The organism is Opitutia bacterium ISCC 52, assembly GCA_014529675.2.
GTDB lineage: Bacteria > Verrucomicrobiota > Verrucomicrobiia > Opitutales > UBA2995 > UBA2995.
Window position 1 is genome coordinate 275,087 of the sequence record CP076040.1, and the last position, 14,524, is coordinate 289,610.

Below are 14,524 nucleotides of genomic sequence, written 5' to 3' on the forward strand. Positions count from 1 at the left end.
TTATTTATCTAGCCCAAACTTCTTACGATACTCGGGTATCGTTGACATCGGTGGCCGCTCTTCTTCTTTAATCTCTTGTTCTACAAGCTGATACTGTTGGTCCTGTGCCTGGAAGTGCTTATAGATCTGATTCATGTCAGGAAGCTTCTCGATGCCACCATACTTCTGCATGCGGTTGAAGAAGCTCTGCAGAATACCGAAGGACATCTTTCCTAGAGAAATTGTGGTCTGGTTGCGATGGACTCGTTGATCCAGATCCGTTTGTCCGAATGCTTGCATCCCCCATTTGTGGTAAACATCCAGAATGTGCGAAGTCTCTACACCATACCCGATCGGGAAAGGAAGGTCCTGAAGCACCTCGCGCCTTACAGCATACTCACCAGAGAGAGGTTGAATGATGCCAGTCAGCTCTGGGTAGAACATCGCAAATAAGGGGCGTATCAAAATTTCTGTGACGCGTCCACCTCCGGAAGGGCGAATGCCCTGCGAAAAAGCCAACGGACGGTCGTAGAAGGCTTTTACATACTGAATCTTCTTATGATAGATCAGCGGTGCCACGAGACCATAAACAAAGCGTGGGTGAATGTTTTTAATATCTGCATCTACGTAGACGATGATATCCCCATTCAGTTGATGAATGGCTTTCCATAGGTTTTCCCCTTTGCCGGGCTTAAAGCCTTGCTTGGGTAAGATATCGGCCGAGAGGTAAGTGTCTGCTCCAAAGGACGCTGCAATCTCAAGCGTCTTGTCAGTTGAGCCGGAATCAATAACCGCAATTTCATCGAGTAGAGGATAGCGGTTCATTAACTCGGACTTGAAGATGATTATCTCTTTTCCGATCGTTTTTTCTTCATTCAGCGTCGGAATACAGAGTGAGATTTTCAGTCCTTGTTTTTCTTTTTCCTCAATCAGGTGAAGGAGGTTCCAAAATTCTGAGTGATGAAAGGTATTGGTATCCAACCAGGTCTTCTTCTTTTTCTTACTCATCGCAAAATCCTCCGTCCATGGCCTGAATGATGCCCACCATTTGAGCTAACCCACTGAAAACCGGTTCTATAGCTATATTTTCTTTAAAACTATGCATTTGGGAAGCAGAGGTAATGCCAATTGTGATACCCGGCACTTCTTTGTCGATCAGGGCGGACAGTTCTCCAACGCTCGGCTGAATTTTTGGGGTCACGCCCAGGCTCTCCTGGATACGTTTAGAGACTTTGGTCAGTGGGTGTGAAAAATCGATGCCTCCTGGTCGGCGGCGTGCGATGACTTCCAATCGAACTTCGGTTTGGGAGTTGGAGGCCACTTCGTCGGTTATTTCTTCCAGCCGGTTTTGAAGTTCTCCAACCATTCCCGCTTGTTCTGAACGGATTTCAAAATGCAGAGAACCACTCGTGGGCACCGTATTGTAGGAGTTGCCCGAATTGACTGAGCCGAAGGTGATCGTGGTCTTGGGCTTGGTGGGTAGAGGAATGGCCAACATCTTGGTGATCACTTCATTCAGAATGTTGATCGCTCCCGAGCTCTCAAAGAGTGTCCAGTCGTATTCGTCAGGGATGGTGCATTGAATCTCTCCGCGAAGCATACCCATGGATGAGTAGCTGAGGCGTCCGAGTTGAGCGCCTTCCACAAATAAACCATAGTCGATGGGTACTTTGCAGTTGTTTAGAAAAAAACGGATACCCGCCAGATCACCCCGTCCTAGACTTCGGGTGATTCCCATGAGCAGCAGGTTGTGTCTTGGTACGATCTCAAGGTGTTCCAAAATTTTCGGGATAGAAGCGACCGCAGCACAGCCAAGCGAATTGTCTGCGACGCCGGCGCCAAAGATCCGTTTAGATTCCACCCGTACGGTATGATCGACCGACGAGTTGAATACGGTGTCCGTGTGAGCAGCTACGAGAATCGTTTTCTCTCCTTCGCTCCCGCGAACAAATCCCAGGGCGTTGCCTACTTCGTCAGTGGAGATACTATCCAGGCCGTCCTCTGTAAATCGGTCCAAAATAAACCGAATGCGTGCTTCTTCGCCAAAAGTAGGTGAGGGGACTTCGCCAATCATCACGAGGTTTGCGAGGAGGATTTCCCGTAAATCTTTTACCTGATCCCGTATCGAGATGACCCCGTTGAGGAGGTCGTTAATAGTCTTGGGCGGTGTTGCCATAATGTATATAGAAGGTTAAAGAACCTTAGGCATGATTTTAGCTTGTGACGGGTATGTCATTGCAAGTCACTAATGGTTGCTTATTCAGGTTTTTCTCCTTCTCTATCTTTTTCTAGGGTATTCCAACTGTGAAGTTTCAGAAGTCGCCAAATCCTATTTCCTATAATAGCGCCAAAAATATTGGGTTTATCTCTACCCGTTTTGCCGGCACAGATGGAGTGACGCTTGAGTCAGCCAAATGGGCTCAAGTGCTCTGGGATGATAAAAATGTCAGCTACTGGTATGCAGGGCGACTGGATCGGCATCCGGACATCAGCATGTGCGTGCCAGAAGCATTTTTTGGGCATTCCGAAAATCAGTGGATCAACGAACGTCTCTGGGGAACGACTTATCGTAGTCGCTTGGTTTCTGAACGCATTCAGGAGGTGGCAAAGTATCTGAAGGAGACGCTCTACGATTTTGTGGACAAGTTTCACATCGATATCATCGTCCCGCAAAACGTGCTGACCATACCGATGCACCTACCGTTGGGTGTGGCACTGACAGAGTTTATAAACGAGACGCAGATTCCTACGATCGCCCACCACCATGACTTTTATTGGGAGCGTGACCGCTTTGCGGTGACCTGTGTGAAAGATTACCTCGATATGGCTTTCCCTTGTAAGGGAGACAATATTCGACATGTGGTGATCAATCAAGCGGCTCAAGAGCAGCTTTCACTGCGAAAGGGTGCTTCTTCATTACTCATTCCCAATGTCTTTGATTTTGATAATCCACCGCTGGAAATGGATGAGTACGCGAAAGACTTCCGGGAAGAAGTGGGACTGGCGGAAGATGATATTTTTATTCTACAACCTACACGGATTGTTCCGCGAAAGGGAATTGAGCATGCCATCAAATTGGTCGGCCTTCTCAATGATCCTCGTTGCAAACTGGTCATCTCGCATGATGCAGGAGATGAAGGTTTCGAGTATCAGCATATGCTGGAGGAACTAGCTCACGAAGACGGTGTGGAATTGCGGTTTATCGCGGACCGAGTCGCAGACATCCGTCAGTTGAACAAAGACGGAAAAAAGATGTACACCCTTTGGGATCTATATCCCCATGCCGACCTGGTCACTTATCCCAGCATCTATGAAGGATTCGGGAATGCACTGCTTGAAGCTCTATACTTTCGCGTTCCGGTAGTTGTGAATCGCTATTCGATATTTATCCAGGACATCGAGCCCAAGGGCTTTCGTTTGCCAGTGATGGACGGCTTTGTTAACAGCAGTGTATTGAAGCAGGTCCAACGTATATTGTCTGACCACGAATACCGTCAGGAAATGGTCGATCACAATTATAACTTGGCGCGCAAATTTTACAGCTACTCTGCTTTGCGTCGTAGCCTGCGAACCATCATTACTAGCCTGACCGGTCTTAGCCCCACTTAATTTCATTTCATGTCCCACGTCGTCGACAAATCCCAGTTGGATCAAATCAAACGCCGTTTCTTTCATCTATATGGAGATCAGGCCGAGCGTTGCATTGATCGCTTACTGATGATGGTGGGGGCTTATGGAGTGGGATTGAATCCTTACCCCTCTGATGAGCTTTGGAATGAAAACGATGTCGTCCTTATCACCTATGGCGATAGTGTAAGAAAGAAAGACGAAGTTCCTATTCAGACATTGCGAGACTTTTGTCATCGGCGGCTCAAGGGTGCCGTTAAAGTGGTGCACATTCTCCCTTTCTATCCCTGGACTTCCGACGATGGATTCTCGGTTAAGGACTACCGAGAAGTTGATCCAGCTCTAGGTGAATGGAAAGATGTAGACCAGTTTTCTGATGATTTCCATTTGATGTTCGATCTGGTAGCCAATCACTGTTCGAGCAAAAGCAGTTGGTTTAAGGAATACATCGGCGGCATCCTCCCATTTAATACCTACTTTAAAGAGGGAGATCCAGAGGATGATCTTTCAGACGTTGTTCGGCCGCGCACCTCGCCACTGTTAACCAAATTGGAAACGCGGGATGGTTCGCGTTATGTGTGGACAACTTTCAGTGCCGATCAGGTGGATCTCAATTGGGAGAATCCCGACGTCTTTTTCGAATTCCTGGATATTCTGATGTTTTACATTTCCCAAGGAGCGCGCATCGTTCGTTTGGATGCGATCGCTTTTCTGTGGAAAACAGTGGGCACTAGTTGTCTCCACTTGAAGGAAACCCATGAAATCGTGAAGCTGTTTCGCGATATTCTTTCGCTGCTGGCGCCTCAGGTAATTCTCCTTACCGAAACGAATGTGCCGCATGAAGAGAATATCAGCTACCTAGGAAGGGGAGACGAGGCGCACATGGTCTATCAATTTAGTCTCCCCCCATTGTTACTTCATGGTCTCTTGTCGGAAAATCCAGAATATCTCAGCACCTGGGCAAACTCATTGGGTGAAATTCAAGAGGGTTGTACCTTCTTCAATTTCACTTCCTCGCATGATGGCGTCGGTGTTCGACCGCTTCAGGGCCTATTGCCTGATGCAGAGATTAACAATCTGGTGGATGAAGTTAAACGACGTGACGGCCATGTCAGTATGAAGACCAACTCCGACGGAAGTCAGAGTCCATACGAGTTGAACATAACTTACTTTGAAGCACTATCCAATCCGGGGGTGCCTGATGACCCCATTGGTGTGCAGCGATTTCTGACCTCGCAATATGTGGCCGCAGCTTTTCGCGGTGTTCCGGCCGTTTATATTCATTGCCTGACAGCCTGTTTAAATGATCACGCTGGCGTCAAAGAGTCGGACATCCCTCGCAGAATCAATCGACACAAATGGGATGTGGATCAGTTGGAATCATTGCTGGACGATGAAGAATCCATCCACAGCAAGGTGTTTAACGATTATACACTTATTTTGCGCCGCCGGGCATCCTATCCCGCCTTTCATCCTGATGCTCCGCAAGAGATTCTCGATGGCGGAGAAGGGATCTTTGTCCTGAAGCGCACCTCGACGTTGGGAGAGCAGCGGATTTTCTCAATCAGTAATTTTACTTCGAAGAATAAAACCGTTCGCAACATGGACAAACTTCTGGATGACTCAACGTTGACTAAGGTGAAGGATATCATCAGCGGCAAAAACAAATCAGTAGCGAAGGGGAATATGCGATTGAAACCCTTTCAAACGGTTTGGTTGGTCTTGACCTGAGTTGGTTGTTTGCAAAAAGATTCTACAGAGTCCGGCATCTGCCCGGCTTTTCTTCTTTAAAGTTAGATTCATTTGATAGCCAAGTTACTAGTCTGGATTCTTTATCGCGTCCGTGTAGAGGGTAGGGAGCATGTACCGAAAGACGGTGGTGCCATTATTATAAGTAATCACGTTACCTTTTTGGACGTGGTATTCCTAACCATCGCGACGGGCCGACGAATACGTTTCATCGCTTCAGATACTTTGCACAAAACAAACCGCATGCGGTGGTTGCTAAAGTTGTCTGCTGTTGAATTGATTCCACCTTCCAAGGCGCGTTCTTCTTTTGATAATAACATTGAGTTTCTGAAGCATGGTGGGCTTCTAGGAATTTTTGTGGAAGGCCAGGTATCTCGGACTGGAAGTTTGATGGCTGTGAAAAGTGGTTTCGATGCGATCGCCCGAGAAAGTGGCGTCCCGGTGGTTCCCGTATTCATGGATAACCTTTGGCAAACTCGCTTCTCCTTTTTTGAACCAGATGGTATGAAGCTCAAGCCCAGGCCCTTTCGGATGGCCATTAATATTGGTATCGGAAGTCCTCTGCCGCACAACCAGCTTACTTTGTCTGATGTGAGACAGGTCTTACTCGATTTATCAGAAGAGTGCTTCCAAAGGCGTGAGGAGTTGGAGGGCAATATTGCAGATTTTTGTTTCCGTGGATTGGCGAGTCGTCCGTTTTTTGAGCAACTGGTCGACTATACGGCAGGTCGTAAGCCGTTGAAGTCTGGGATTCTTTTGGCCCTCAGTCTCTTGATGGCAAAGTGGTTCCGGAAAGAGATTGATGGTAAACGCGTGGGGGTGGTCCTTCCACCTGGAATTGGAGTAACAGTGACCAACCTCGGGCTACTTTTTGCAGGAAAGATCCCTGTGAATCTCAATTTCACCGCGGGAAGAGCTGCGATCGAATCTTCTTACCGTAAGGGAGAAATTGATACGGTAATTACAGCAGAGGCATTGAAAAAGAAGATTCCTCAATTTCCCTGGCCTGATCATATGATTGATATCGTTCCGCTGCTTCAAGGCGCGGATAAGAAAGCTATCATTCTGCGTTATCTAATGATCATTATTTTCCCAGCACGCCTTCTAGCTCGAATGATGGGTATCCCCAAGTATGGGAATGACGAAGAGGTTGGGTTGCTCTTTACGAGTGGAAGCTCTGGTGAGCCCAAGGGGGTTCCATTGTCGCATCGAAACATTCTCTCCAATGTTTTGCAGATTAATGAAATCGCGCTCCTGAGCAAAGACGATACCACTCTCATGTGCTGTCTCCCGATTTTCCACAGCTTTGGATACACGGTTACGCTTTGGTACCCGTTGATTCGTAGTTTGAAGATGATCACCATCCCTTCACCGCTGGAACAAAAGAAGATCGCGGAGGCCATCGAAAAGGAAAAGGTCACCGTATTCATTGGTACGCGTACTTTTTTCAAGCCCTACATAAAACGGGTTCCTGCCGAGAAAATGGTCTCTTTAGATCTCGTGGTCGCTGGTGCAGAGAAAGTGACTCCCGAATTTTTCGATTTGTGGAAAGACAAATTTGGAACTGACATCAATGAGGGATACGGGCTTACCGAAACATCGCCCGTTGCGAGTGTGAATTTGAAAAACCCAGGCCAGCCGGATAAGCAAGCTGCGCCTCAGGAAGCCTATCGCCGGGGATCTGCCGGACGCCTGGTGCCGGGGATAACTGCTCGTATTAAAGATCCGGATACTGGAGAGCCTCGAAGTCTTTTTGAGCCGGGCATGCTCTACTTAAAGGGAGGCAACATATTCGGCGGATATTTGGACGATCCCGAACGCAATGCTGAAATCCTGGAGGACGGTTGGTTTAAAACCGGAGACCTTGCTCGTTTCGATGAAGATGGGTTTCTCCATATTGAAGGTCGGCAATCTCGTTTCTCCAAAATTGGAGGGGAGATGGTTCCTCATGAAACCATCGAAACAAAGATCATCGAAGTGCTCGACCTCAAGGAAGCCGAAATGGTCCCCATCGTGGTCAGTGCCAGACCTGATGATGCCAAAGGAGAGGCGCTGGTTCTTCTTTCAACTATCGACATTGAAGAGAACGACTTGAAGCAGAAGCTAACCGAGGAAGGGTTGCCCAATCTTTGGATTCCGAAGATAATCAAACGTGTTGAAGAGATACCGATTCTGGCCACAGGGAAGTTAGATCTCAAGGGCTGTCAGGCGCTTGCTTCTGACTAGGCCTTACTGTTCTGGATAAATAGTCAGTGTCTGTTTAGGCTCCCCAGGCAGGAATGGCAGATACTCCTCTGTTGACCATACTTTATGGAGATCCCTGTAGTGCGGAGAAAGTGGATGCCCGCTTTGACCACAACCCATTTGGAAAATACTGTCCTCGAGCTTGCCTAGACTTATGACCATTCTCACACCGTTGGCCAAACTGTAGCTCAAGACCTTTGGGCAATAGTGATCGCCGCTAAGGCCAATCTTTGGCATGTTGAGTAGTCTGGATAGGAAGGGAACTCCATAGGTGATGGGGTGACTGTAATCGGACTGATTCCTGTTTCCCCACTTGAAGGCTTCCCACCCACGGTCCTGGCTGCTTTTCACGATTTCATCTACTACGTAGCTAAACTGATTGCGGCTCTCGATGGATGTCTCCATCTTAACCGTCGGTACCAAAAGCTTCGCCAAAGTCCTCATTTTACGGAGGGAAAACCCGACTCACTTGGAGTAGGAATTTCTATCGGACTAGGTAGTAAGCTACCTTTCGATGGTGATTACATCGGTCGCCCTATCAACGTGGCCACACGCCTCTGCGGTGTTTGCCCAGGCGGTAAAGTCTTTGTCGACCAAGCGGTTCCTAATCTCGATCCGAATGTCGAGAAACGGGAAACGACCGTAGAGGTGAAAACATATGGAAAGTACTATCTCTGGTCGATCGCGGCTGCCTGATTCAGCTGCTTTCGTTCCATCCCTAGAAGTTGCTTGAGCGCCGCAATCTCCGGTGCTTTCAAACCTACGGTTTTATTTGAGGATTAGATCTCATGGCTATTGACCCAATAGATGTGAGTAGAAGAATGGCTCTCTATGTTAGATCCCTCAAACCAACAGCTGGTGATTCAGCTGCACCTCTTTGCTACACTCCTTATGACTGGTGTGGTTTGGTTTGTGCAGTTGGTGCATTATCCTAGCTTTCGTTTTGTGGCTGATGATAAGGGGAGCGAAGCTGCGCGGATCCATCAGCGCAATACGAGCATGCTTGTCATCCCATTGGTGCTGGTAGAAATGGGAACGGGCATTCTTCTTATGTTCAGCTCCTGGATTACACAGTATGGGAACTACCTTTTGATCAATCTGGCCCTTCTCTTTCTTGTTTGGGGTGTGACTTTCCTGAGGATGTTTCCCATTTACCGTCGTCTTAACGAAAACATGAACGAGGAATCCATTTCCTCACTCATATCGACAAATTGGATACGGACACTGTTATGGACTGCGAGGGCAGGACTGCTGCTTAGTTTTTTGGGCTAGTGCGCTTCCAACCAATTCGAACCCGTTCCCAATTCTACGACTATGGGTATTTCCAATGGTAACGCTCCTTCCATGCACTCGGCAATTTTTTGAGGGAGCGTGTCGGCTTCGTCGTTGTGGAGGTCAAAGACAAGTTCGTCATGTATTTGAAGAAGCATACGCGTCTGAGTCTTCTCCTTTTCAAGAAGATCTTGAACTTTATACATGGCGATTTTGATCATATCGGCTGCTGTGCCCTGAATGGGTGTGTTGACGGCTACACGTTCGGCTCCAGCGCGAACGGTTCCGTTCGCGGAGTTGATGTTGCGTAAGGGGCGACGACGACCCAGTAGGGTCTCGACGTAGCCTTTCTCTCGTGCCGTCACGATGGTCGACTCCATAAGCTCTTTGATCTTCGGATACTGATTGAAGTACTCTGCGATGATTTCGGCGGATTCACCGCGAGGGATGCCCAAGCGTTGAGCCAGGCCATGAGCACTGATTCCGTAGATGATTCCAAAGTTTACCATTTTGGCCGTCCGGCGCATGTCGGCAGTGACGTCTTCAAACTCCGTGCCATAAACCCGTGCAGCTGTTGCTGTATGGATATCTTTGCCTTCGATAAAGGCCTCCATCATTGCCTCCTCCTTGCTTAAGGCGGCACAGATACGCAGTTCGATTTGCGAGTAGTCGGCCGCTAGTAGCGTGTAGTCTTTTCCCCCGGCGATAAATGCTTCTCGAATGCGTCGCCCCTTGTCCGTCCGGATGGGAATATTCTGGAGATTTGGATTGGTCGAGTTGAGGCGCCCCGTGGCTGTGATCGTCTGATTGTAAGTTGTGTGGATTCGGCCTGTACTTTCGGCGATGAATTCGGGGAGTGTGTCTACGTAGGTGTTCTTGAGTTTGTTAGCTCCTCGATGATCCAATATACACTGAACGATCTCGTGTTTGGGAGCCAGGCGGGTTAACACTTGTTCGTTGGTCGCGTATTGGCCGGTCTTAGTCTTCTTGGCCTTGGGATCGAGTTTTAGGACATCAAAGAGGATTTGCCCGAGTTGTTTGGGTGAGTTCAGATTAAAGTCAGTCCCGGCGAGTTCATGGATACGGTCAGAAAGTGCGTTGATCTCGATTTCCAGTTCCCCAGAGAATTTCCTTAATGTGTCAGGATCAATGCGTACGCCTGTGGCTTCCATTTTTGCCAGCACTGAAATGATAGGGGCTTCTACCTCATAGTAAACCCTCTCCTGCTTGGACTCCTTGAGGAGGGGCTCGAGTATGGTTTTGAGTTGAAAGGTAATGTCAGCGTCCTCGGCTGCATAGTTGAATACTTGGTCGACTGGAATGTCGGCCATGGACTTTTGATCTTTCCCTTTTTCCCCTATCAGGGAGGTGATGGAGATTGGCTTGTATCCCAACATCGATTGAGCGAGGAAATCCATGTTGTGACGTTGGTCGGGATCTACCAGAGTGTGCACGATCATGGTATCAAACAACGGCCCTTGCACTTCGATGCCCTGTTGTCGCATGACGCTATAATCAAACTTCAGATTGTGGCCAATCTTCTTAATGTCCGGGTCTTTGAATACAGGGATAAGAGCATCGAGAAAGTCCTGCTTCAATTTAGAATCTTTTGGAACGGCCACATAGTAGCCGGTCTTTGCCTTATATGAAAAAGCGATACCGAGCAGGTCAGTTGTGTGGGCATCCAGGCCCGTAGTCTCTGTATCAAAGCAAAAGGTCTTTTGCTTTGCTAATTGTGTAGCGAGCGATTGAACAGCCTTCAGGCTATCAACCAGCTGGTAGTCGGGCTTTTCTGTTTCGAAGGTCTTTAAACTGATCTCTGCATCCTCGGGGGCGGTCGATTCTCCATCCCCATCCATCAGGAGATCCATTTGAGCCCCTTGCCCACGACCGGCGATAAAGTTGTCACCGAAGAGTCGTTTTCCCAGAGCATTAAACTCAAGCTCGACCAGGAGAGGTTTTAGTGTTTCTGCGTTCGGCTTTTGAATCAGCAGTTCTTCTTCGCTTACCTCGATCGGTGAGTCGGTCCAAATAGTGGCAAGCTTCCGTGATATACGGGCCTGTTCGGCGAAGTTTTCCAAGTTCTCTTTTTGTTTACCCTTTAATTGGTCGGTGTTGGCTAAAATCTGCTCAATGGATCCAAATTGCTGGAGTAATTTTGCACCGGTCTTTTGTCCAATACCAGGGACGCCAGGAATGTTGTCCGCGCTGTCTCCCCAAAGTCCCAGGAGGTCGATGACTTGTTCAGGTGAATCAAGTCCGTATTTTTCTTTCACTTCCTCAACGCCCATGATTTCGGCGTCGGAGCCCTGACGGCCTGGCTTATAAAGAAAAATGCCTGGCTCAACCAGCTGTGCGAAATCTTTGTCTGGAGTCACCATGTAGACGTCGAATCCCTCTTTCACATAGCGCTTGGCTATGGTGCCGATAAGGTCGTCTGCCTCATAGCCATCTTTTTTCAAGGCGGGAATGTTGAGTGCTGCGGTCATTTCATAGACCGATGGAATCGCTGCGCGCAGGTCCTCTGGCATCTCTTCTCGCTGGGCTTTATACGGAGGGTAATCGATATGCCGTTGCGTAGGTGCTGAAGTGTCGAATGCAACGGCTATGTGCGTTGGATTGCGATTTTTTATGAGATCGAGAACCGTGTTCACATATCCGAAAGCGGCGCTGGTGTTTACACCTTTGGAGTTTACGATCGGGTTGCGAATAAAAGCAAAGTGCGCTCGGTAAATGAGCGCCATGCCGTCGAGGAGATAGAGCGTTTTTTCGGAGGCCATGAATGAGTATTTTGGACAAGCCTAGCAGCGCCCATAGAGAGTTAAAGCGGAATCACTGTGTGGCCGCCTAATGTTACAAATTGGTTTCGGTATGCGTATTTAAGTTTACGGTCTGCAAACTGCTCTGATAAGGCATGAGCACAATGAAGGAGGAATTATACAGCGGGCTCGATGCCGAATTTTATGATGAGCTACTGGAAGGGGAGCTGGAAGACCTCCCATTTTGGAGAAAGCTGATGGAGGTGAATTCCGAGCCGGCCCTGGAGGTGGGTTGTGGTACCGGCCGGATCATGCTGCCTCTCATTCAAGAGGGTCATCCTATCGATGGCATGGACAGTTCGAAACGTATGGTGGATCTGCTTCTTAAGAAAGCGGATCAACTTAATCTGACTGTCGATGCTCGGGTTCAGGTGATGGAAGATCTGAATATGGGGAAATCCTATGACCTGGTATTCATTCCCGGATTCTCATTACAGATGGTCGAGTCTCGCGAGTTGCTAAAGCAGTCATTGAAGCAATTCCACAACCACCTGAATCCAGGTGGTAAGTTGGCAGTCTCTCTCTTTTTCCCATGGGAAGAGCTCGAAGAAGACGAACCCGGAGAGTGGCGATTGCGAAAGAAAATCAAGCGGCCGGATGGCACTCGACTGGTGTGCCACCAGTCCACGGTGATCAACTACGAGGACCAAAGCCTGGTGGTAGAGAATCGTTACACGCTTCTGGACAACGATCGAAATCAGCTCAGTGAAGAGCTGCGTGATATCCGTTTGCTCTGGTTTTATCCACATGAGTTTCATTTGCTGCTTGAAGAATGTGGCTTTGAACTGTTGGACACATACTCTGATTTTCAGGATGAGCCGATGGATGAGCAGACCCCTCATGCCGTTTTTCTCGCCCGGAATTCTTGAGATGAATGATAGAGCTTGAACAGATTTCTTTACGGTATGGTCCCAAAGTCATTTTTAATGAAATTGGAGTGGTCATCAATGCACGAGACCGAATCGGCTTAGTTGGATCCAATGGAGCAGGAAAAACGACTTTCATAAAAGCGCTGCTGGGCCTGGCTGAGGTAGATGAAGGTCGTATCGATAAAGCCAAGTTTGTGACTCTGGGCTATTTGCCGCAGGATGGAGTTTCGACTTCAGGCCAACCGTTGCTACAGGAAGTTGAAGAGGCCTTCGAATCCGTCATCGAGCTCCGACAACGGATTGATGAAGCCAACAGCAAGTTGGATAAGTTGTCTGCCGAGTCTGAGGAATACCACGAGCTGCTCGAGTTAATGGGTGCTTGGGAGCACGAGCTCGACATGCATGAAGCGCACAAAGTGAAAAGTAAGGTTGAGACGGTGCTGCTGGGATTGGGTTTTCAAATGTCCGATATGGAGCGATCGACCAATGAGTTTAGTGGTGGTTGGAAGATGCGCATCGCCTTGGCCAAACTCTTGCTCAAGCAGCCTTCATTACTCTTGTTGGATGAGCCGACCAACCACCTGGACATTGAATCGCTTCAATGGCTCGAGGGATATCTAAAATCCTACGAGGGTGCATTGCTGATTGTGTCTCACGACCGAGCCTTTCTCGATATTCTGTGCACCAAGGTTTTTGCGCTCTCAATGGGGCGGCTCGATGTCTACGCGGGCAACTACAGTTATTTTGAAGAAGAAAGTGCAGTGCGGTTGGACCTGTTGTCTAAAGCTCAGGCGAATCAACAACGTAAGCTGGAGAAGACGGAGCGTTTCATAGAACGCTTTCGATATAAGAATACCAAAGCTAAACAAGTCCAGAGTCGTATCAAGGCTTTGGAGAAAGTGGATCGCATTGAGCTGGAGTCCTCGGAAAAGGAAATCGATTTCTCCTTTCTACCTCCACCGCGCTCAGGCCAGAAGGTACTCGAAGTGCAGGGCGTTCACAAAAGCTACGATGATTTGAAGGTGTTAGCCGGAATTGATTTTAGCTTGGAGCGGGGCGACCGCATTGCCGTCGTGGGTGTGAATGGCGCAGGCAAGTCGACCTTGGCGCGTATCATTGCCGGAGAAGAGCCTTACCAGGAAGGTGAGGTAACAATTGGTCATAATGTGGTGCCTGCTTACTTTGCCCAGCATCAAGCTGATATATTGGATGTAGAAGACACTGCTCTCAGTGTGGTTGAACGAGCATCGCCTGTCGGGGAGGTGGGGCGTGCCCGCAGTATTTTGGGCTCATTTCTCTTTGAAGGAGATGATGTATTTAAAAAGGTCGGTGTATTGTCAGGCGGAGAACGCAATCGACTGGCGCTCGCCAAAATTCTGTTGGCTCGTTCGAATTTTCTCATTCTCGATGAGCCGACCAATCACTTGGATATGCGTTCCAAGGATCAACTTCAAAACGCGCTGCTGGATTATACGGGTTCTCTACTCATCGTTTCTCACGATCGAGATTTCTTGGAACCCTTGGTTACACGAGTGCTGGAAGTGAGCCAGAATTCGATCCGGTGGTATTACGGGAGTCTCTCGCACTATATTGCGAAAAAAGAAGAGGAAGCCCTAGAGGCTCAGGCGGTAGCAGCCCCCAAAGAGGTATCGAACAGCTCTAATATGAGTTCAAAGGAACGGCGGCAGCATAACGCCCGAGTCCGCGAACAGTTGAAGCCCTTAAAAAAGAAGCTGACCACCTGCGAGGAGCGCATTGCCAAATACGAAGCCCGGTTCGCGGAATGGGAGGACAAAATGAAGGATCCTGAGTTTTTCAAGCAAGGCGAACAAACGCAGGTGGGTATGCAGGAGTATGACTCCATCAAACGCAAGGTGGACCGATTATACGAAGAGTGGGAGGAAGCGACCCAAGCCTACACTGACTTAGAGGCAGAATTGAAAAATTCCTAGGAAAACCAGGGTG

Annotated in this window: 11 protein-coding genes; 7 read left to right on the forward strand and 4 right to left on the reverse strand. The window is 48.5% G+C overall.

The features are described 5' to 3' along the window. Together GA003_01160 and GA003_01165 are read right to left on the reverse strand one after the other, a co-directional pair. Positions 1-987, reverse strand: coding sequence for a glucosyl-3-phosphoglycerate synthase (locus tag GA003_01160; protein QXD28622.1), 987 nt, complete (start codon positions 985-987; stop codon positions 1-3). Further along, on the reverse strand, positions 980-2,155 hold the full coding sequence (locus GA003_01165; protein ID QXD28623.1) for a M20/M25/M40 family metallo-hydrolase: 1,176 nt from the start codon (positions 2,153-2,155) through the stop codon (positions 980-982). Before GA003_01165 ends, GA003_01160 begins: the two co-directional genes overlap by 8 nt. Positions 2,156-2,310: 155 nt before the next feature. Here GA003_01165 and GA003_01170 point away from each other — a divergent pair, with 155 nt between their 5' ends. The 3 genes from GA003_01170 to GA003_01180 all read left to right on the forward strand — a co-directional run bounded on the left by GA003_01170 (position 2,311) and on the right by GA003_01180 (position 7,581). Then, entirely contained in the window at positions 2,311-3,588 is a 1,278-nt protein-coding gene (locus GA003_01170; GenBank protein ID QXD30307.1) for a glycosyltransferase family 4 protein, read from the forward strand. Positions 3,589-3,597: 9 nt separating this feature from the next. After that, positions 3,598-5,337 (forward strand): sugar phosphorylase, encoded by a 1,740-nt coding sequence (locus tag GA003_01175; protein QXD28624.1) that lies wholly within the window; start codon positions 3,598-3,600, stop codon positions 5,335-5,337. A 72-nt stretch (positions 5,338-5,409) separates the two neighbouring features. Further along, positions 5,410-7,581 (forward strand): AMP-binding protein, encoded by a 2,172-nt coding sequence (locus GA003_01180; GenBank protein ID QXD28625.1) that lies wholly within the window; start codon positions 5,410-5,412, stop codon positions 7,579-7,581. A gap of 3 nt (positions 7,582-7,584) precedes the next feature. Here the strand turns inward: GA003_01180 and GA003_01185 are convergent, their stop codons facing one another. Beyond that, the gene (locus GA003_01185; protein QXD28626.1) at positions 7,585-8,004 is read right to left on the reverse strand and encodes a penicillin acylase family protein; all 420 of its coding nucleotides are present in this window, start codon (positions 8,002-8,004) and stop codon (positions 7,585-7,587) included. Between the two features lie 138 nt (positions 8,005-8,142). Between GA003_01185 and GA003_01190 the strand changes: the two genes are divergently transcribed. Beyond that, a complete protein-coding gene (locus GA003_01190) occupies positions 8,143-8,295 on the forward strand; it encodes a hypothetical protein (GenBank protein ID QXD28627.1) in 153 nt (50 codons plus the stop codon). Positions 8,296-8,430: 135 nt separating this feature from the next. Next, entirely contained in the window at positions 8,431-8,871 is a 441-nt protein-coding gene (locus GA003_01195; GenBank protein QXD28628.1) for a hypothetical protein, read from the forward strand. Here the strand turns inward: GA003_01195 and polA are convergent. After that, positions 8,868-11,651, reverse strand: coding sequence for a DNA polymerase I (polA, locus tag GA003_01200; protein QXD28629.1), 2,784 nt, complete (start codon positions 11,649-11,651; stop codon positions 8,868-8,870). The two genes, GA003_01195 and polA, sit on opposite strands and share 4 nt — an antisense overlap. 134 nt (positions 11,652-11,785) lie before the next feature. On the opposite strand from polA, the gene GA003_01205 reads away from it, so the two are divergent. After that, positions 11,786-12,559 carry a class I SAM-dependent methyltransferase gene (locus GA003_01205; protein QXD28630.1) on the forward strand — a complete coding sequence of 258 codons (774 nt, stop codon included), beginning with the start codon at positions 11,786-11,788 and terminating at the stop codon, positions 12,557-12,559. A 5-nt stretch (positions 12,560-12,564) separates the two neighbouring features. Continuing rightward, on the forward strand, positions 12,565-14,511 hold the full coding sequence (locus GA003_01210) for an ABC-F family ATP-binding cassette domain-containing protein (protein QXD28631.1): 1,947 nt from the start codon (positions 12,565-12,567) through the stop codon (positions 14,509-14,511). Positions 14,512-14,524: the final 13 nt, after the last annotated feature.

Excerpts from the sequence above, each read along its gene's own strand:
- GA003_01165 (QXD28623.1), bottom strand. The coding sequence starts at position 2,155 with ATGGCAACACCGCCCAAGACTATTAACGACCTCCTCAACGGGGTCATC.
- GA003_01160 (QXD28622.1), bottom strand. The coding sequence starts at position 987 with ATGAGTAAGAAAAAGAAGAAGACCTGGTTGGATACCAATACCTTTCAT.
- GA003_01195 (QXD28628.1), top strand. The coding sequence starts at position 8,431 with ATGTTAGATCCCTCAAACCAACAGCTGGTGATTCAGCTGCACCTCTTT.
- GA003_01175 (QXD28624.1), top strand. The coding sequence starts at position 3,598 with ATGTCCCACGTCGTCGACAAATCCCAGTTGGATCAAATCAAACGCCGT.
- GA003_01210 (QXD28631.1), top strand. The coding sequence starts at position 12,565 with ATGATAGAGCTTGAACAGATTTCTTTACGGTATGGTCCCAAAGTCATT.
- GA003_01185 (QXD28626.1), bottom strand. The coding sequence starts at position 8,004 with ATGGAGACATCCATCGAGAGCCGCAATCAGTTTAGCTACGTAGTAGAT.
- GA003_01205 (QXD28630.1), top strand. The coding sequence starts at position 11,786 with ATGAGCACAATGAAGGAGGAATTATACAGCGGGCTCGATGCCGAATTT.
- polA (QXD28629.1), bottom strand. The coding sequence starts at position 11,651 with ATGGCCTCCGAAAAAACGCTCTATCTCCTCGACGGCATGGCGCTCATT.